Annotated in this window: 15 protein-coding genes; 3 read left to right on the top strand and 12 right to left on the bottom strand. The window is 75.8% G+C overall.

The window, feature by feature from the left end; all coding sequences use genetic code 11:
- Window positions 1–34: 34 nt before the first annotated feature.
- Complete coding sequence (gene topA / locus ASF47_RS06515) at window positions 35–2,836, bottom strand: type I DNA topoisomerase (RefSeq protein ID WP_056863202.1); 2,802 nt, start codon at window positions 2,834–2,836, stop codon at window positions 35–37.
- A gap of 252 nt (window positions 2,837–3,088) precedes the next feature.
- On the opposite strand from topA, the gene ASF47_RS06510 reads away from it, so the two are divergent.
- Window positions 3,089–3,910: a hypothetical protein gene (locus tag ASF47_RS06510; protein ID WP_056863201.1), complete on the top strand. Its 822-nt coding sequence runs from the start codon at window positions 3,089–3,091 to the stop codon at window positions 3,908–3,910.
- Between the two features lie 8 nt (window positions 3,911–3,918).
- On the opposite strand, the gene ASF47_RS06505 is transcribed toward ASF47_RS06510, so the two are convergent.
- From ASF47_RS06505 to ASF47_RS06495, 3 genes are all read right to left on the bottom strand, one after another.
- On the bottom strand, window positions 3,919–5,409 hold the full coding sequence (locus ASF47_RS06505; RefSeq protein ID WP_056863200.1) for a DUF7059 domain-containing protein: 1,491 nt from the start codon (window positions 5,407–5,409) through the stop codon (window positions 3,919–3,921).
- A 62-nt stretch (window positions 5,410–5,471) separates the two neighbouring features.
- Complete coding sequence (locus ASF47_RS06500; protein ID WP_056863199.1) at window positions 5,472–7,823, bottom strand: sodium-translocating pyrophosphatase; 2,352 nt, start codon at window positions 7,821–7,823, stop codon at window positions 5,472–5,474.
- Between the two features lie 240 nt (window positions 7,824–8,063).
- Window positions 8,064–8,402: an anti-sigma factor antagonist gene (locus ASF47_RS06495; protein ID WP_056863198.1), complete on the bottom strand. Its 339-nt coding sequence runs from the start codon at window positions 8,400–8,402 to the stop codon at window positions 8,064–8,066.
- A gap of 276 nt (window positions 8,403–8,678) precedes the next feature.
- Between ASF47_RS06495 and ASF47_RS06490 the strand changes: the two genes are divergently transcribed.
- A complete protein-coding gene (locus tag ASF47_RS06490; RefSeq protein ID WP_056863197.1) occupies window positions 8,679–11,027 on the top strand; it encodes a DEAD/DEAH box helicase in 2,349 nt (782 codons plus the stop codon).
- 26 nt (window positions 11,028–11,053) lie between these two features.
- Here ASF47_RS06490 and ASF47_RS06485 read toward each other — a convergent pair whose 3' ends face one another.
- The 7 genes from ASF47_RS06485 to ssd form a co-directional block, all read right to left on the bottom strand.
- Window positions 11,054–11,464: an Rv3654c family TadE-like protein gene (locus ASF47_RS06485; RefSeq protein WP_165699028.1), complete on the bottom strand. Its 411-nt coding sequence runs from the start codon at window positions 11,462–11,464 to the stop codon at window positions 11,054–11,056.
- Entirely contained in the window at window positions 11,461–11,835 is a 375-nt protein-coding gene (locus ASF47_RS06480) for a TadE family protein (protein WP_056863196.1), read from the bottom strand. The genes ASF47_RS06485 and ASF47_RS06480 overlap by 4 nt, the downstream gene beginning before the upstream one ends.
- Window positions 11,832–12,368: a DUF4244 domain-containing protein gene (locus ASF47_RS21865; RefSeq protein ID WP_056863195.1), complete on the bottom strand. Its 537-nt coding sequence runs from the start codon at window positions 12,366–12,368 to the stop codon at window positions 11,832–11,834. Before ASF47_RS21865 ends, ASF47_RS06480 begins: the two co-directional genes overlap by 4 nt.
- A gap of 143 nt (window positions 12,369–12,511) precedes the next feature.
- On the bottom strand, window positions 12,512–13,264 hold the full coding sequence (locus ASF47_RS06470) for a type II secretion system F family protein (protein WP_056863194.1): 753 nt from the start codon (window positions 13,262–13,264) through the stop codon (window positions 12,512–12,514).
- Entirely contained in the window at window positions 13,261–14,103 is an 843-nt protein-coding gene (locus tag ASF47_RS06465; protein WP_056863193.1) for a type II secretion system F family protein, read from the bottom strand. Before ASF47_RS06465 ends, ASF47_RS06470 begins: the two co-directional genes overlap by 4 nt.
- Entirely contained in the window at window positions 14,100–15,356 is a 1,257-nt protein-coding gene (locus tag ASF47_RS06460) for a TadA family conjugal transfer-associated ATPase (RefSeq protein WP_056863192.1), read from the bottom strand. Before ASF47_RS06460 ends, ASF47_RS06465 begins: the two co-directional genes overlap by 4 nt.
- A complete protein-coding gene (gene ssd / locus ASF47_RS06455) occupies window positions 15,353–16,438 on the bottom strand; it encodes a septum site-determining protein Ssd (protein ID WP_056863191.1) in 1,086 nt (361 codons plus the stop codon). Before ssd ends, ASF47_RS06460 begins: the two co-directional genes overlap by 4 nt.
- Window positions 16,439–16,586: 148 nt before the next feature.
- On the opposite strand from ssd, the gene ASF47_RS06450 reads away from it, so the two are divergent.
- Window positions 16,587–17,375: an HAD family hydrolase gene (locus ASF47_RS06450; protein ID WP_056863190.1), complete on the top strand. Its 789-nt coding sequence runs from the start codon at window positions 16,587–16,589 to the stop codon at window positions 17,373–17,375.
- Between the two features lie 328 nt (window positions 17,376–17,703).
- On the opposite strand, the gene ASF47_RS06445 is transcribed toward ASF47_RS06450, so the two are convergent.
- Entirely contained in the window at window positions 17,704–18,432 is a 729-nt protein-coding gene (locus tag ASF47_RS06445; protein ID WP_056863550.1) for a hypothetical protein, read from the bottom strand.
- Between the last annotated feature and the right edge of the window lie 35 nt (window positions 18,433–18,467).

Raw genomic sequence — 18,467 nt, 5'->3', positions numbered from 1 at the left:
CGGGCCGACAGCCGCCGACGCCGGTCCACGCCGATCAGGCCTTCTCGGCCGTCGCCTTCGTCGCCGCCTTCTTCGCGGTGGTCGTCGTGGTCGACGTCGTGGCCTTCTTGGCGGCGGTCTTGGTCGCGGTCTTCTTTGCGGCGGTCTTGGTCGCGGTCTTCTTGGCCGTCGTCTTCTTGGCGGCGGTCTTGGCCGCCGTCTTCTTCGCCGGGGCCTTCTTCGCGCCCTTCTTGGCCGCCTTCTTGGCCGGCCCCCGCTCGCGGCGCTCGGCCAGCAGCTCGGCGGCGCGCTCGAGGGTGATGGCCTCCACCGAGTCGTCCTTGCGCAGGGTGGCGTTGTACTCCCCGTCGGTGACGTACTCCCCGAAGCGGCCCGACTTCACCACGACCGGCTGGCCCGAGACCGGGTCGTCGCCGAGCTCCTTGAGCGGCGGGGCCGCGGCGGCACGTCCGCGCTGCTTGGGCTGGGCGTAGATCTTCAGCGCCTCGTCGAGGGTGACGGTGAAGAGCTGCTCCTCCGCGGTCAGCGAGCGCGAGTCGCTGCCCTTCTTCAGGTAGGGCCCGTAGCGGCCGTTCTGCGCCGTGATCTCCTCGCCGTCCTCGCCCACGCCCACCACGCGGGGCAGCGAGAGCAGGCGCACGGCGTCGTCGAGGGTGATCGTGTCGAGCGACATGGTCTTGAACAGCGAGCCCGTGCGGGGCTTGGCGCTCTTCTTGGCGTCCTCGGGCAGCGCCTCGGTGACGTAGGGGCCGAAGCGGCCGTTCTTGGCCACGACCTGCAGACCGGTCTCGGGGTGCACGCCGAGCTGGATCTCCTCGCCCGCGGGGTTGGCGAAGAGCTCGGTGGCCTTCTCCAGCGTCAGCTCGTCGGGCGGGAGGTCGTCGGGCACGTTGGCGCGCTTGCCGACCGGGTTGCCCTCGTCGTCGGGGCCCTCGAGGTAGGGCCCGTAGCGGCCCACGCGCAGGTGGATGCCGGAGTCGGGCCCGCCCACGGGGAAGGTCGCGAGCTCGCGGGCGTCGATGTCGCCGAGCTCGTCGACCAGTCGCTTGAGACCGACCACGTCGCCGCTGCCGTAGTAGAACTCGCCGAGCTCGGTGTTGCGGTCCTTGCGGCCCGCCGCGATCTCATCGAGCACGTCCTCCATCTCGGCGGTGAACTCGTAGGAGATCTGGCGCGGGAAGTGCTCCACGAGCAGTCGCACGACCGAGAAGGCCAGCCACGCCGGCACGAGCGCGGTGCCCTTCTTGTAGACGTAGCCACGGTCGGTGATGGTCTTGATGATCGCGGCGTAGGTCGAGGGACGCCCGATCTCGCGCTCCTCCAGCTCCTTGACCAGCGTGGCCTCGGTGTAGCGGGCCGGGGGCTTGGTCTCGTGTCCGGAGGCGGAGAGCGAGGCGGCGCTGAGCGCGTCGCCCTCGCTGAGGTTGGGCAGGCGGGTCTCGGCGTCGTCCTTGGCCGCGCCCTCGTCGGTGCCCTCGACGTAGGCCTTGAGGAAGCCGTGGAAGGTGATGGTGCGGCCGGAGGCGGAGAAGACCACGTCCTGGCCGGTGTCGGCCGCGCCGCCCAGGCGCACCGTGACGGTGTTGCCGACGGCGTCCTTCATCTGCGAGGCGACGGTGCGCATCCAGATCAGCTCGTAGAGGCGGAACTGGTCGCCGGTCAGCCCGGTCTGCGCCGGGGTGCGGAAGGTGTCGCCCGCCGGGCGGATCGCCTCGTGGGCCTCCTGGGCGTTCTTCACCTTGCCGGCGTAGACCCGGGGGGCGTCGGGGAGGTAGTCGGTGCCGTAGAGCTCGCGCACCTGGGCCCGCGCCGCGTCGATCGCCCCGCCCGAGAGGGTCGAGGAGTCGGTGCGCATGTAGGTGATGAAGCCGTTCTCGTAGAGCCGCTGGGCCACCGACATCGTCGAGGAGGCGCTGAAGCCGAGCTTGCGGCTGGCCTCCTGCTGCAGCGTCGTGGTGCGGAAGGGCGCGTAGGGAGAGCGACGGTAGGGCTTGGACTCGACCGAGCGGACCTCGAAGGGGGTCTCCTGCAGCGCCGAGGACAGGGCCTCGGCGGCGGCGCGGTCGAGGTGGACGACCTTGCCCTGGGCGCTCGACTTCAGCACGCCGTCCTGCCCGAAGTCGGAGCCGCGGGCCACCCGGGAGCCGTCGACGGAGTGCACCTTGGCCGGGAACATCCGCTGCTCGTGCTTGCTGCCGGCGTCGAAGGTGCCCTCGAGGTCCCAGTAGGACGCGACGCGGAAGGCCATCCGCTCGCGCTCCTTGTCGACGACCAGCCGGGTCGCCACCGACTGCACCCGCCCGGCCGACAGGCCCGACATGACCTTCTTCCACAGCACCGGCGAGACCTCGTAGCCGTAGAGGCGGTCGAGGATGCGGCGGGCCTCCTGCGCCTCGACGAGGTCCATGTCGAGGTCGCGGGGGTTCTCGGCGGCCGCGAGGATGGCCGGCTCGGTGATCTCGTGGAAGACCATGCGCTTGACGGGGATGTTCTTCGGCTTCAGCTCGTCGAGCAGGTGCCACGCGATGGCCTCGCCCTCGCGGTCCTCATCGGTGGCGAGGTAGAGCTCGTCGGCCTCCTTGAGCAGGCCCTTGAGCTTGCGCACCTGCTCGCGCTGGCGCTGCGGCACGACGTAGTGCGGCTCGAAGCCGTTCTCGACGTCGACGGCGAGACGGCCCCAGGGCTTGTCCTTGATCTTCGCCGGGGTGTCGGCGGCGCTCTGGGGCAGGTCGCGGATGTGACCGACCGAGGACTCCACGACGTAGCCCCGGCCGAGGAAGCCACCAATCTTCTGGGCCTTCGCCGGGGACTCGACGATCACCAACTTGTGTGCCACGCGACCAGCCGTTCTGAGCTCGGGGGATGCACGAGGGCCACCAGACGGGGCCCACGGCGGCTCACGGTAGCGCGTGACCCCCACGATCCCCGCCGCGGTCCGCACGAGGCCCCGCCGGCCCGCGGCTGCGCCGCGCCCTCCTCCACAGCTCCCGGCCCCGTACGCCGGGGCCCTGTGGACGAGCGCTGCGGAGGGTCGGCGCGGCGTGCCAGCGTGGTCCCTCCGACACCGACGACAGCCTGGGAGGACCCCGTGCAGGACCCCGACATCTGGGAGAGCGACCGACGGCAGGGCTGGTTCGAGCCGTCCGCGGCGCCGCGCCACCCGCGGCCCGGAGGGGTCGGTGAGCACCGCCTGACCCACCTGGTGCTCGTCGACGGCCGCCTGGTCGACGCCTGGAGCGAGCCGGTGGAGCACACCGACTGGGAGCACGTCGCGCGGCGGCACGACCAGGAGCGGCGGCCCCTGCCGCCACCGCCTCCCCCACCCCCGCCGGCGCACGAGCAGGTGCAGGCCTGGCTGGAGCGGGTCTGCGGGGGGCGCGAGGCCCTGGAGGCCCTCGACGACCTCCCGCTGGACGACGACGGCACCGACCTGCCCGACACCCTCGAGGACCTGCCCCTCCGGCGCCGCGCCGAGGGAGTCGGGGAGCTCCTCGACGCCGTGGCCGCCGCGCACCTCGACGTCGAGTCGTCCTACGCCCTGCGACGGGCCCTGGTGGCGCTGAGCGTCCTGGAGCCGGAGGTCGTCACGGGCGCGCGGTCGGCCGCGCACCTCGCCGGGGGGCTGTGCTGGGCCGTGGGCCGGGCCAACGGGTGGTTCCACCCCCACGGGTCGCTGCGCCTGACGATGGTCCAGGACGCCCTCGCCCTGCCCGGCTCGCCCGCTGCGGTCGGCGGGCTGGTCCGGCGGGCCCTCGTGGGCCTGCGGTGGGGCGACCTGGAGGGGCGCGAACGACCGCGGGAGGCGCCCGACCTGCTGCCGCTGGGCAGGCCCGACCTGCTCACGGCCGCGACCCGGGTCCGTCTGACGCGGCTGCGCGAGCGGGCTCGCGAGGCGCGCGAGGCCGCCTGACCGGGCGCTCAGGCGACGAGGAACCCCTCGCGGACGAGCTCGGCGACCACGGGGAGGTACTGCGCGCGCAGGTCGGCCGCGTCGCGGTCGAGCAGGTCGGCGACCGCGTCGAGGATCTGGCCGATGCTCAGCTCGCCGTCGCAGGCTCCCGCCAGGGCGGCCTCGACGGTGTCGACCTTCCGCGCGCGACGCAGCCCGCGCTGCTGGCGCAGCACGATGGTCTCGGGATCCTCCGCGCCCGGCGCGCCGACGGTCTCCTGGAGCACGTCGACGCGCAGCACGAGTCGGCTGCCGGCCCCGACGACGACGTCGGCGGCCCGGCCCCAGTCGCGCACGGCGGGCGCCACCGGCTGCTCGACCTCGTAGGGCCAGTCCAGCAGCGTCCGCGCGGCGGTGTCCGGCGCGGCCGACGCCCCGCGGCGCAGGTTGATCCAGCCGAAGCCGACGGCCTCGACCCCCTGCTCGTCGAACCACGACAGCCAGGTGTCGTAACGACGCCGGTAGTCCTCGGCGCTCGCGCCGCCGGTGCTCGGGTGCTGCCCGGCGTCCTTGAGCCACAGCTCGACGTAGGCCGCGGGGTCGAGGACCTCGCGCTGCACCACCAGCGCGTCGCAGTCGTCGGCCACCCAGCCGGCGAGGCGCTCGTCCCACGGCGTGTCGCGGGCGATGACCCAGTTGGCCAGCACCTGGCACCAGCCACCCTCGGTGAGGTGGTCGGGGGCGGCCCGCACGATGTCCTCCACCACCCGGTCACCGGGCAGACCGGAGTCGCGGTAGACCAGCCGCTCGCCGGTGGCGGGGCTGATGACGAAGGGCGGGTTGGTGGCGATCAGGTCGAAGCGCTCCCCCGCGACGGGCTCGAAGAAGGACCCGTCGCGCACGTCGACGCGGTCGGCGACGTCGTTGAGCGCGGCGTTGAAGCGAGTCAGGCGCAGGGCCTTGGCGTTGACGTCGGTGGCGACGACGCGGCCGCTGTGGCGCGCGAGGTGCAGCGCCTGCACCCCGCACCCGGTGCCGAGGTCGAGGCTGCGGTCGACCTCCTCGCGCAGGGTGAGCTGGGCCAGGGAGGTCGAGGCCGGGCTGATCCCGAGCACGTGGTCGCCGCCGACGCGCTGCGGCAGGCCGTCGAGACCCGGCGTGAGGTCGCTGACGACCCACAGGTGCGCGGTCTCGTCGGCGTGGTCGGTGGCGTAGGGGCGCACGTCGAGGCGCGCCGCGACCTCGCCCACCGACTGCTCGACCAGACCCTGCGCGGCCATCGCGTCGAGCAGCCCCGGCAGCGCGCGCTCCGCGGCGTCGCGCGAGACGGCGGTCTGGAGCAGGAAGAGGCGCACCAGGGTCGCCAGCGGCGAGCCGTCGCCCGTCGCGAGCAGCCCCGGGGTCGTCTCGTTGCGGGCCAGGGCGTCGTGGGCCTGGCGACCCAGCAGGCCGGCCACGGCGTCGTAGGTGAAGTCGGCCCTGACGAGGGCCTCGCGCAGGAGGTGGGGAAGGTCGCTCACGCAGGCGAGCGTAGGCCCCGACGAGAGCGACCCGCCCGGTCGGGGACCGGGCGGGTCGGTGCTCACAGCTCGCGCTGGACGGTGGGCGTCGGGTCGACGTAGCCGTCGGTCGGGGGCGGCGGTGGCGCGCTCGGCGGCGCCGGCTCGTCGCCCATCGCGGTCTCGCGCTGCTTGGAGATGTAGACCGCGACCGCGATGACGACGACGGCGGCGACCGCGATGGCGACGCGCAGGACGTCGTTCTGGTCCTTGCCCACGCTGAGGGAGACCACCGCGCTGGCGATGAGCAGGGAGACGAGGTTCATCACCTTGATCAGCGGGTTGATCGCCGGGCCGGCGGTGTCCTTGAAGGGGTCGCCGACGGTGTCGCCGATGACGGTGGCGGCGTGGGCCTCGGAGCCCTTGCCGCCGTGGTGGCCGTCCTCGACCAGCTTCTTGGCGTTGTCCCAGGCCCCGCCGGCGTTGGCCAGGAAGACCGCCATCAGCGTGCCCGTGCCGATGGCGCCCGCGAGGAAGCCGGCCAGGGCGGTCGCGCCCAGCCCGAAGCCGACGGCGATCGGGGCCAGCACCGCGAGGATGCCCGGTGTGACGAGCTCGCGCAGGGAGTCCTTGGTGACGATGTCGACGACCTTGCCGTACTCCGGGCGTCCGGTGCCCTCCATGATCCCGGGGATGTCGCGGAACTGGCGGCGCACCTCGTAGACGACCGCGCCGGCCGCACGGGCGACCGCGTTGATGGCCAGGCCGGAGAAGAGGAAGACCACCGCGGCGCCGAGCAGCACACCGACGAGGACGGCGGGGTTGAAGACGCTGAAGTCGAGGAGGTTGGCCTCCTCCAGGCTCGGGTCGGCGTCGGCCAGGGACTCGAAGACCGAGGTGGCGTAGGACCCGAAGAGCGCGGTCGCGGCGAGCACGGCCGTGGCGATCGCGATGCCCTTGGTGATGGCCTTCGTGGTGTTGCCGACCGCGTCGAGCTCGGTGAGGATCTGCGCCCCCTCCTCGCTGACGTCGCCGGACATCTCCGCGATGCCCTGGGCGTTGTCGGAGACCGGGCCGAAGGTGTCCATGGCGACGATGACGCCGACCGTGGTCAGCAGGCCCGTGCCGGCCAGCGCCACCGCGAAGAGCGACACCGTGAGCGCGGCTCCGCCGAGCAGGTAGGCCCCGAAGACCGCCGCCCCGATGACCAGCGTGGTGTAGACGGCCGACTCGAAGCCGACCGAGAGGCCCGAGAGGATGACGGTAGCCGCGCCCGTGAGCGAGGTCTTGCCGACGTCCTTGACCGGGCGGAACTCGGTGCCGGTGTAGTAGCCGGTGAGGGCCAGGATGCCGGCCGACATCACGATGCCGATGACGACGGCGGCCGAGGCGATGAAGCGCGGGTCGCCGTCGGCCTGGGCCAGGTCGGGGGCGATGTTGGCGAACTCCGAGAAGCTGCCGGGTAGGTAGACGTAGGAGAGCAGCACGCTGGCCACGGCGGCGATGCCCGAGGAGAGGTAGAAGGACCGGTTGATGGTGGTGAGGCCGTTCTCGCCGGCCTTGGGGCGGGTGAGGTAGACCCCCGCCACTGCGGTGAGGGCCCCGATGGCCGGGATGAGCAGCGGGTAGACCAGCCCCTGGTCGCCGAAGGCCTGCGAGCCCAGGATGAGGGCCGCCACGAGCGTCACGGCGTAGGACTCGAAGAGGTCGGCGGCCATGCCGGCGCAGTCGCCCACGTTGTCGCCGACGTTGTCGGCGATGGTGGCGGCGTTGCGCGGGTCGTCCTCGGGGATGTTGTTCTCGACCTTGCCCACCAGGTCGGCGCCGACGTCGGCGGCCTTGGTGAAGATGCCGCCGCCCACGCGCATGAACATCGCGAGCAGGGCGGCGCCGAAGCCGAAGCCCTCCAGCACGTCGGGGGCCTCGTCCTGGAAGAAGAGCACCACCAGGCTCGCGCCCAGCAGGCCCAGGCCGACGGTCAGCATGCCGACCATGGCCCCGGTGCGCAGCCCGATCGTCATCGCCGGCTCGCGGCCCGAGGTCTCGGCCGCGGCGGCGACGCGCAGGTTGGCCCGCACCGCGAGGTTCATGCCCAGGTAGCCGACGGTGGCGGAGAAGCCGGCTCCCACGACGAAGAAGACCGAGCGGAAGATCCGCACCACGGTGTCGTCCGCGGGCAGCAGCAGCAGGGCGAAGAAGGCGACGGCGGCGAAGATCGCCAACGTCCGGAACTGTCGGGTGAGGTAGGCGTTGGCGCCCTCCTGCACGGCTTGGGCGATGGTCTGCATGCTGGCGGTGCCCTCACCGGCGGCGAGGACCTCCCGGCGGAACATCGCCGCCATCGCCAGCGCACCGAGCGCGACGAGGGCAACGATGACGACCAGGACGAGGTTGCCGCCGGAGAGCTCCACGACCAAGGGTCGGATCCCCGTCATCTGATTCCTCCTACGTGCTGGGTGAGCGAGCGGTGGAGTGAACGATCAGGCGCAGGAACGTGATCTGCGTCTCACGGACGAGCCGGAGTCTACGCACGCCGACGCCCTTCACCGCACGACTGTGTGTCGTGGGTCACACGTGTCGGCCCGGGGCGCGGGTCGCGGCCGGGCCCCACGGTGGTCGGGTCCGGTGCTCCTCAGCGAGGAGGGGAGGGGCCGGCGGCCGGTCCTGAGGACCGGTCAGCTGGCGGCCAGCGCGTCGTCGGCGCTGTCGTGGATCATGAAGACCTTGGCCAGCCCGGTGATCCGGAAGATCTTCAGCAGACGGTCCTGGGTGCACACGAGGTGCAGCGACCCGTCGTGGGCCCGGACCTTCTTCAGCCCGCCGACGAGCACGCCGAGGCCCGTGGAGTCGAGGAACTCGACGGCCTCCATGTCGACCACGAGGTCGTAGGTGCCGGCGGCGACCAGTTCGGTGATCTTGTCGCGCAGCTTGGGGGCGGTGTAGACGTCGATCTCGCCACCGACGGCAACGATGGTCTTCCCATCGACGTCGCGCGTCGCAAGAGTGAGGTCCACGTCTACTCCCATGTCGGCCTGCGGAATCCGTGCCAGTCGATCTGGCGGACCTCGTGAGGGCGGGCGACGCCATGACACTCGGCCAGCCATATGAAACCACGCTCGCGGCCCCGGCGCACAAAAAGGGTAAAGGTCGGACCCCCGCGCCGCGCTGCGCCCCGACGCAGCGCCCTGGCCGCTCCCGGACAGTGGCACGAAGGCCCCCGCGCCGGCCGCCAGCGGCCCGCACCGCCCGGCCCTGCGGGGCTGTCGGTGGACCCTGGGACACTCGGATCCATGACCGCCGCCCTCCCCCTGCGCCCACGAGCCGGTCTGGTCGACCGCCTCGCCGCGGTGCCGGGCCGCGAGGACCGCCTGACCCACGTCGAGGAGCTCGCCGCGCGCGATCCGCGCCACGCCCCGTGGCCGACCTGGGTCGCGTCCGACGTGCGGGGCGCGCTCGAGGCCCGCGGGGTCGAGCGGCTGTGGAGCCACCAGGTCGAGGCCGCCGAGGCGGTGCGGGCCGGGCAGCACGTGGTGGTCGCCACCGGCACGGCGTCGGGCAAGTCGCTGGCCTACCAGCTGCCGGCGCTGACCGCGGTGCGCGAGTCGCGGGGCAGCCGGGGACAGCGCGGCGCGGGGGTGCTCTACGTCGCCCCGACCAAGGCGCTCGCCCAGGACCAGCTGACCTCGCTGCGCTCGCTGGGGCTCGACGTGCGCGCCACGACCCACGACGGCGACAGCGGTCGCGACCAGCGCGACTGGGCCCGCGAGCACGGGGAGTACCTCCTCACCAACCCTGACATGCTGCACCGCTCGATGCTCCCGGGCCACGCCCGCTGGGCCGGATTCCTCGGCTCGCTGCGCTACGTCGTGGTCGACGAGTGCCACCACTACCGCGGCGTGTTCGGCGCGCACGTGTCGCACGTGCTGCGCCGGCTGCGACGCGTGTGCGCCCTGCACGGCGCCGACCCGACCTTCGTGCTGGCCTCGGCCACGGTGGCCGACCCGGCGGCCGCCGCCCACCGCCTCACCGGGCTCGACGTGGAGCCGGTCACCGACGACGGGTCGCCGCGGGGTCGGGTGTCGGTGGCGCTGTGGGAGCCGCCGTTGACCTCCCACACCGGCGAGAACGGCGCCCCGGTGCGCCGCGCCGCCTCCTCGGAGGTCGCCGACCTGCTCGCCGACCTGGTGGTCGACGACGTGCGCACGCTGGCCTTCGTGCGGTCGCGACGGGGGTCGGAGCAGGTGGCGATGACCGCGGCCGCCCTGGTCGCCGAGGTCGAGCCGTCCCTGGCCCGCCGGGTCGCGGCCTACCGCGGCGGCTACCTTCCCGAGGAGCGCCGCGCCATCGAGACCGCGCTGCGCGACGGGTCGCTGTGCGGACTGGCCGCCACCAACGCCCTCGAGCTCGGCATCGACGTCAGCGGCCTCGACGCGGTGCTGATGGCCGGCTTCCCCGGCACCCGCGCCGCCCTGTGGCAGCAGGTGGGCCGGGCCGGGCGCGGCGCCCAGGACGCCGTCGGGGTACTCGTCGCCCGCGACGACCCGCTCGACACCTACCTCGTGCACCACCCCGACGCCCTCTTCGGGGCCCCCGTCGAGGCCAGCGTCTTCGACCCGGGCAACCCCTACGTCCTGGCCCCCCACCTGTGCGCCGCCGCCCAGGAGGCTCCGCTCACCGCCGACGAGCTGGACCTCTTCGGCCCCACCACGCGCGGCGTGCTCGACCAGCTGGTCGCCGGCGGGCTGCTGCGTCGCCGCCCCCGCGGCTGGTACTGGACCGACGCGCGCCGCGCGGCCGACCTGGCCGACATCCGCTCCACCGGCGGCGCGCCGGTCTCGCTCGTCGAGGCCAGCACCGGTCGCGTCGTCGGCACGGTCGACGCCTCCAGCGCCCACGGCACGGCCCACCCCGGAGCGGTCTACGTGCACCGCGGCGAGACCTGGCTGGTCGACTCCCTCGACCTCGAGGAGCACGTCGCCGTCATCCACCGCGCCGACCCCGACTACTCCACCTCCGCGCGCGAGGTCACCGACATCTCGATCGTCGCCGAGCGGGGTCACCGCACCTGGGGGCCGTGCCGGCTCAGCGTGGGCGAGGTCGACGTGTCGCAGCAGGTGGTCTCCTTCCTCAAGCGACGCCAACCCGGGGGCGACGTCGTCGGGGAGGAGCTGCTCGACCTGCCCGAGCGGGCGCTGCGCACCACCGCGGTGTGGTGGACCGTGCCCGCCACGACCCTGGCCGCGGCGGGCCTGGCCGCCGACGACCTGCCCGGGGCCGCCCACGCCGCCGAGCACTGCTCGATCGGCCTGCTGCCGCTCTTCGCGACGTGCGACCGCTGGGACATCGGCGGTGTGTCGACCGCGATGCACCCCGACACCGGCGAGCTGACGGTCTTCGTGCACGACGGCCACCCGGGCGGGGCCGGCTTCGCCGAGCGGGGCTTCCACGCCGCCCGGGCGTGGCTGACCGCGACCCGCGAGACCATCGCGACCTGCGAGTGCGCCGACGGCTGCCCCTCCTGCGTGCAGTCGCCCAAGTGCGGCAACCAGAACAACCCGCTCGACAAGGCCGCCGCGGGCCGGCTGCTCGACCTGCTGCTCACCGGCGCCGACCCCGACGGGTCCGCCGCCGGGGCCTGAGACCGGCCACGACCGCAGCGCCCGCGTCAGGCCGGGCCCGCGCGGGCGACACCCACGGGGTCGGCGGACCGGCCCAGCCACCGCGGCCCGCGCACCAGCGCCTCGACCTCCACCTCGGAGCCCGTGACCGTGCACCGCACGGCCTCGGCGCCGTTGTCGCCCGCCACCCGGGCGGCCGCGGAGCAGGCGTCCGCGCCCTGCTGCAGGGCGCCGGCCCCGGCGAGCGCAGCGAGGTCGGCGGCGGCCTGGGCCGAGCGGTGCGCGGCGAACACCGCCCCCACCGTGCCCAGCGCCGCCGCCACCAGGAGCAGCACCCCGAGCAGGGCGACGCCGAGCACCGTGGCCGCACCGCGCTGACCGCGCTCCCCCCGCTCCACCCGCTCCCCCCGCTCGGGCGCGGCCGGCCCGCCGGCGGGCCTCGTGACCGGGACGGTCACACGCCCACCTCCACCGCGGCGACCGCATCGGCGGCCACCTCCGCACCCGGCAGCGACCCGACGACTCCCCCCGGGCCGTCGAGTCGCGCGGTGACAGTGACGGTGACGGTGTCACCCGAGCGGACCACCGAGACGGTGGCGCCGCTGGGAGCCACCCGGCGCGCCGCTGCCACCGCGGCCGCCTCGCCGTCGCCCCGCGCCGCCACCCGCGCCCCCTCCCGGGCCGCGTCGACCACGCGGACCTGGCCCAGCACCAGCGAGAGCACCCACACGAGGGCCGCGGTCACGGCCACCATGGCCGGCAGGACCATCGCGGCCTCGGCGGTCACGGCGCCGCGCTCGCCGCGTCGGGGCGACGGCTCCCGGCTCATCCGATGCCCAGCAGCCCGAGCACGTGGTCGAAGAGCCGGGTGAGCAGCTGGTCGCCGAAGCCACCGGTCAGCATCTTGTAGAGCAGCCCGGCCAGGCCGGCGCCCGCAGCGGTGCCGACGGCGTACTCCGCGGTGGTGATGCCCGCCTCGGGGGCCGTAGCGCGGGTGTCGGCCGGGGATCCCGCCGGGGACGCTGCCGGGGACGCTGCCGGGGACGCTGACAGGGACGCGGGAGCCGGACGGGTGCCGGGCACGGCGTAGAGCGCCGGCCGACGACGGCGGCCGGTCCGCGAGACCGGCCACGGGCCGGGGCGGTCGACGCCCGGACGCGCCAGGCGGAGGGCCCGGGGCGGGCGAGGCGCCGGGGCGGGGGTGCCAGAGGCAGTGGCGTTGCCGGCGGCGTTGCCGGCTGCGGTGCCGGCTGCGGTGCCGACTGCGGTGCCGACTGCGGTGCCGGCTGCGGTGCTGGCGGCGGTGTCGGGGCCGGGGACGGGGCCGACAGGGGCCGTGTGGTGCTCGGCGGTCGTGGTCATCTCTCTCCTCGCGTCGTGGCGCCGCGGGCGCGGCGCCGTGTCTCGACCCTGGCGCCGCCGAGGCCTGGCGGTGCGGCCCGCGGGCGAGCCTGTGGAGGGCCCGGCCACAGGGTGGGCGTGTGCACGGTTGGTGGTCAGGTCGCTCACCACGCGAGGCTCTCGAGCAGGCCCGCGACCACCGGCACGATCCCGACGAGGAGGAAGGCCGGCAGCAGGCACAGCCCCAGCGGGGCAGCCGCCCGGACGCCGACGGCCCGGGCGCGGTCCTCCACGTCGGCCCGGGCGGAGCGCGCCAGCTCCTCCGCGAGCCGCTCGACGGCGGCGACCACCGGGGCGCCCGTCTCGTGGGCCCGGCCCAGGGCCCGGCCCAGAGGGGCCAGGTCGGCGTCGGCGGTGACGAGGCGCCAGACCTCGCCCGGGTCGAGGCCCAGGCGCAGGCGGTGCACCGCCGGCTCCAGACGCTCGGCGGCGGGCCCCGGGAGCGCAGCGGTCGCGAGCTCCACGGCGGCCCCCGGAGAGGCCCCGGCCCCCAGCGCGGAGCCCACGAGCGCCACGAGGTGGGGCAGCTCGCGCCTCACCGCCTCCCGCTCGCGTCGGGCGGGCGCCGGCTCGGCGCGCCCGATGCCGACCCACACCGCCGCGCCCACGGCCGGGGCCAGCACCGCGCCGGCCGTGCCGGACACGAAGGCCCAGGCCCCGACGGCGCCGAGGAGCGACCAGAGCAGACGGTGACGGTGCAGCCAGCCCACGCCCGACGCGCCGCCGGCGGCCGCAGCGGTCCCCGCGGGGCCGCCCCACGCGTCGCCGGGGCACGGGTCGGGAGGCCGCGCCGGGCTCGGCAGCAGCAGCGCCACCGCCGCCGCTGCGGCGAGGGCCGCGAGGAGCCCGGGCGTCACCGGCCCTGCTCCACCGACCGGGCGATGGCCTCGACCCAGGCCACACCGGCCAGGGCGCAGGTCACGCCGGCGGCCAGGCAGGCCAGGCCGACCGGCTCGCCGAGCAGGAAGCCCCAGGGGTCGCCGCCGGCACCCGACCCCATGGCGAGCGCGAGGAGCGGCAGTGCGGCGACGAGCTTGACGGTGGCCCGCACCGAGGCGAGCTCGCCGCGGACCACCCGCTCGGTGGAGCGCACGGCGCGCAGTTCGACCGCGACCCGGTCGACCGCGGCGGCCAGACCCACACCGGTGCGGTGGGCGACCTGCCACGCCGCGGCCAGCAGGCGCAGGTCACCGGCGCCCGGCTGCCGCGCGACCGTGCGCCACGCCTCGGCGACGTCGGTGCCCAGGCGCAGGCTCTCGGCGACCGGGGAGAGGGCCGCCCACTCCTGGGCGGCGTGGCCGAGGGCCAGCACCGGCGGCCGCCCGGCCGCGAGCTCGGCGGCGAGCCGCTCGCACGTCTCCAGGACCCGGGTGGAGGTGCGGTGCGCCTCGCGGGCGGCGCGACGGGCGGCCCAGAGCCGGGCCGTGGCGCCCGCGGCGCCGGCGAGCACCACGGCCAGCGCGACGGCCTCGGGCCCCAGCGAGGCGGCGAGGAGGAGCAGTGCCACGACGCCGACCCCGGTCGGCACGACCCGACCGGGCGTCGCCCGCCCCGCCCCGCCCCGCGCGGTCGCGACCCGGGGCCGCGGAGGCAGCAGGAGGGCGACGGCGAGCGCGGCGGACACGGCGGCGAGGCACGCCACCGCGGCCGCCGGCGCACCGTGCGCCACCCAGGTGGCGGGGCCGGAGCTCGTCACGGCCGCGACCCGGGCGCCGATCCCGCGCCGGGGTCGGCGTCGGGGTCGGCGAGCAGGGCGGCGAGACGGTCGGCCGCAGGACCCTCCACCAGGTCGCGGTCGCCGTGCGGCGCAGGTGGCCCCAGCCGGGCCGCGACCTGCATCCGCACGATGCCGTCGGCGCCGCGGTCGGGCACCGCCACCTCGACCAGCCGGCGCACCCCGTCGCCGCCGCGGCGCAGGTGGAGGACCAGGTCGATGCCCGAGGCCAGCTGGCTGTGGGCCGCCGCCCGGCCGAGCCCGGCCGCGAGGGCCAGCGCCTCGACCCGCGCCGGCACGTCGGTCGCGGAGTTGGCGTGCAGCGTGCCGCAGCCGCCCTCGTGGCCGGTGTTGAGCGCCGCCAGGAGGTCGACGACCTCGGCGCCGCGGACCTCGCCGACCACCAGCCGGTCGGGGCGCATGCGCAGGGCCTGACGGACCAGCTCGCGCACCTCGATGCCGCCGACGCCCTCGATGTTGGGGGTGCGCGCCTCGAGACCCACGACGTGGGGGTGGTCGGGACGCAGCTCGGAGGAGTCCTCGACCACGAGCAGCCGCTCGGCGGGGTCCACGAGGGCCAGCAGGGCGGCCAGGAGCGTGGTCTTGCCCGAGCCGGTGCCGCCGGTGACCAGGAAGGCCCGCCGCGAGGCCACGACGGCGCGCAGCAGGTGCGCGGCGTCGGGGCCGACCGCACCGGCGGCCCGCAGCGCGTCGAGGTCGAGGGCCCGACGGGAGGGCACGCGCAGGGAGATGGTGGTGCCGGGGCGGGCCACCGGGGAGAGGACGGCGTGGAAGCGGGTGCCGTCGAGCAGCCGCAGGTCGGCGCAGGGGCTGGCGTCGTCGAGGCGGCGACCGGCCAGCGCGGCCAGGCGCTGGGCGAGGCGTCGCACGGCCTGGTCGTCGGGGAAGCGCACCCCGGCGGGCTCGAGACCGGCCCCGCGGTCGAGGAACACCTGGTCGGGGCCGTTGACCAGCACGTCGGTGACGCCCGGGACGCGCAGCAGGGGCTCGAGCGGCCCGGCACCGACGACGTCGCGGCGCAGCGCGTCGTGCACGGCGAGGACCGTGGCGTCGCCGACCGGGCGCCCCGTGGCCCGCAGCGCCTGGGCCACGCGGTGCGGGGTCAGCTCGCCGGGCTCGGCGGCCAGCCGCTCGCGCACCGCCTCCACCGTCTCGGCCGGTGGCGCGCCCACCTGCGGGGCCTGGAGCCCGGTCACTCCGGTCGTGCCGGTCATGCCGCGGCCCTCGTCCGCACCGGAGCGGGCACCGCGCCGAGGACCTCCCCCATCGGCCGGGACAGCGGGCTGCGCCGCCCGTGGACCGGCCCCAGGCCCAGGTCGCACCACTCGCGCAGCCGGCGCACCTCGGGCACCACGGCGAGCACGGGCAGGCCCGTCGCGCGGGTCACCTCCGACGCCGTCAGGGCCCGGCCCCGCACGACCAGGGCGACCCCGCCGGCCTCGCCCGGCGCACCCCCACCGCCGGCCTCCGCGGCCAACCGGTCGCACAGCCGCGCCGCGGCGGTGACCCCGGGCACGGTGGCGCTCACGACCACCACGACGAGGTCGCTGCGGGCCCTGACCTCGCCGGTGGTGGCGTCGAGGACGCGCGGCAGGTCGACGACGACCGTGTCGTGCCCGCGGCGCGCCGCCGAGACCACCTCGCGCACCGCGCCGGGATCGAGCGACTCGGCCCGGCCGGCGGCCCAGCCGAGCACCCCGAGGCCCGCGCGGCGCGGGAGCGCCTCGCGCAGCGCACGCGAGCTCAGCCGGCCCGTGGTCTCGGCCACGGAGCCCCAGCGGACCCCGGCCGCCCGCTCGAGGCCCAGCACCCGGTCGGCGCCGGGACCCAGCGGGTCGAGGTCGACCACGAGCGACGTGCCGGCCGCGGCCGCCACCTGACCCAGGGCGCAGGCCACCGTCGTGGCGCCCGCCCCACCGGATCCGCCGACCACCGCGATCGTGCGCCCCGGCGAGGCCCGCCCCTCCCCCAGGTCGGTCAGCACCTCGGTGAGCCGCCCCGGGGCGGCACCGACCGGGAGCACCGACTCCGCCCCCAGCTCGAGGGCGGTGCGCAGACCGGCAGGTCCGACGTCGTCGAGGGCGACCACGTGCACCTGCCCCCGCCGGTCGGGCCCGAGCCGGGCCAGCTGCGGCGCGAGGTCGACGCCCACCAGCACGACCGGGGCGGTCGACCAGGCCCGCAGGGCGCCGGCCACGTCGTCGGTCGCGTGGGGCCGGGCGCCCGCCGCGGCCGCGAGCCGGGCGACCTCGTCGAGCAGCAGCGGGTCGCGGGTGAGCAGCAGGGGTGCGTCCATGCCGGCGAGCCTCACCCGCCGTCACGCCGTACGCCGCGCCTGCGGCCACCGCTGTGGACAGGGCCGCGCGCCGGCCGCCCTGGGGACGACTCGTGGTCACCCGTGGCACTCGCCCGCGCGCCGCCCGCGGGGTCCCTATGCTGGAGACATGCCGGGAGCGGCCTTCTTCGACCTCGACAAGACGATCATCGCCAAGTCGAGCGCCATGGCCTTCACCAAGCCCTTCCAGGCCGGGGGCCTGATCTCCCGGCGCGCCGTCGTGCGCTCGGCCTACGGCCAGTTCGTCTACCTGACCGGCGGCGCCGACCACGACCAGATGGAGAAGATGCGGCACTTCATGTCGCAGCTGGTCGCGGGGTGGGACGTCGCCACGGTGCGCGAGATCGTCGCGGAGACCCTCCACACCATCGTCGACCCGCTGGTCTACGAGGAGGCGGTCGGCCTCATCGAGGAGCACCACGCCGCCGGGCGCGACGTCGTCATCGTCTCCACCTCCGGCAGCGAGGTGGTCGAGCCGATCGGGGCCATGCTGGGCGCCGACCTCGTGGTGGCGACCCGGCTGGAGGAGGTCGACGGCCGCTACACCGGCGAGATCGCCTACTACGCCTACGCCGAGGAGAAGGCCGCCGCCATCCGCGCGCTGGCCGCGGAGCGCGGCTACGACCTCGCGGCCAGCTACGCCTACAGCGATTCGGTCACCGACACCGCGATGCTCGAGGCCGTGGGCCACCCGCACGCCGTCAACCCCGACAAGGACCTGCGCCGCATCGCGGTCGCCCGCGACTGGCCCGTGCTCGTCTTCACCCGGCCCGTGGCCCTGCGCTCGCGTCTGCCCGGCGGTCGCTCGACGCTCGCCGCGCTGGCCGTCACCGGCGTCGTCGCGGTGGGCGGCGCGGTCTGGGCCGGCACACGCCGTCGGCGACCTACCGCCGGGTAGGTCTTGTGCTCCAGGTCACACCGGCGTACACATGGAGTCACGAGGCCAGCAGGAGCGGGAAGGCCTCACCGGCCCGGTAGGACGGGGTCGGGACACCTCAACAGAGACGTACACGCGGTCCGGGGTACCCACGCGGCGATCCACCCTTCTTATGGGCGCATGCCAGCGGGACACTCCCGCAGCAGCAGTAGTGATGCACGCCTGGTAGCCGGCGGCTCGCGTGTCAGCGGTGGCACCCAGGTCGATCGATGGCCCGGGTGCCACCTGCATGTCCGGGCCCCGACGGGCACGTCTCGGATCGCCTCGCGGCGCTCCCCCTCAGGTCGCCTCAGGTCGCCTCGCGGCGCAGCGGGCTCGCCTCGGCGCCGGCGGCGTAGGCCTCGGCGGCGTAGAGCAGCCAGGAGTGGACGCCGGCCTCGCCGCCGTCGCGGTAGCCGCGCAGGTTGGACTCGTAGGCCTCGCGCAGGGCGAGGTGGCCGGCCTCGGGCACGACCAGCGACTTCTCGTCGACCCCGCGCGCCACCAGCACCAGCCGCTCGGCCGCCCGCGCCACGACCCCGTTGTGGGAGGCGAAGGGCGCGGAGGTCGCCAGGTCGGCGTGCACCACCGCGGCCACGACGAGCGCCGGGGCCGCGGTCTCGGCGGTGAGCAGCGTCGCCAGCGCCCGCAGCCGCTCGGCGGCCGCGGCGTCGCGCGGGCGGCCCCGCTCGTCCTCGGGCAGCGAGCCGGCGGAGGCCAGCGCGTGCACCCGGGCCAGGGCCTGCAGCGGCGCGCGGCCCAGCGCGGGCACGAGCGCGAGCAGCTCGGAGGAGACCCGCACCGCGTCGGCGGCCACCGCGTCGCCCTCCCCCGCACGCACCTCGGCGAGCGAGGAGCCCGAGCCCTCCAGCACCGCGCTGGCGTGGGCGCCGCGCAGCAGCGACTCCGCCGTCGTCTCCGGGGACGTACGCCGCAGCCCGCGGTCGCGCAGCATCACGTCGATGCCGTCGCGGGCGGCGACGAACGCGCTGGGCACGCCCTCGAGCGAGGTCAGCCAGGCCAGCGGGTCGTCGGTCACGGGCGCGAGGCTACCGGCCCGCGCGTGCCCGCCCG

This window comes from Nocardioides sp. Leaf285, assembly GCF_001422955.1.
GTDB lineage: Bacteria > Actinomycetota > Actinomycetes > Propionibacteriales > Nocardioidaceae > Nocardioides > Nocardioides kribbensis.
The sequence above is the reverse complement of the archived record's forward strand: the minus strand, read 5'-3'. Positions and strand labels throughout refer to the sequence as shown.

Excerpts from the sequence above, each read along its gene's own strand:
- ssd (WP_056863191.1), bottom strand. The coding sequence starts at position 16,438 with ATGGACGCACCCCTGCTGCTCACCCGCGACCCGCTGCTGCTCGACGAG.
- ASF47_RS06450 (WP_056863190.1), top strand. The coding sequence starts at position 16,587 with ATGCCGGGAGCGGCCTTCTTCGACCTCGACAAGACGATCATCGCCAAG.
- ASF47_RS06480 (WP_056863196.1), bottom strand. The coding sequence starts at position 11,835 with ATGAGCCGGGAGCCGTCGCCCCGACGCGGCGAGCGCGGCGCCGTGACC.
- ASF47_RS06500 (WP_056863199.1), bottom strand. The coding sequence starts at position 7,823 with ATGACGGGGATCCGACCCTTGGTCGTGGAGCTCTCCGGCGGCAACCTC.
- ASF47_RS06490 (WP_056863197.1), top strand. The coding sequence starts at position 8,679 with ATGACCGCCGCCCTCCCCCTGCGCCCACGAGCCGGTCTGGTCGACCGC.
- ASF47_RS21865 (WP_056863195.1), bottom strand. The coding sequence starts at position 12,368 with ATGACCACGACCGCCGAGCACCACACGGCCCCTGTCGGCCCCGTCCCC.
- ASF47_RS06460 (WP_056863192.1), bottom strand. The coding sequence starts at position 15,356 with ATGACCGGCACGACCGGAGTGACCGGGCTCCAGGCCCCGCAGGTGGGC.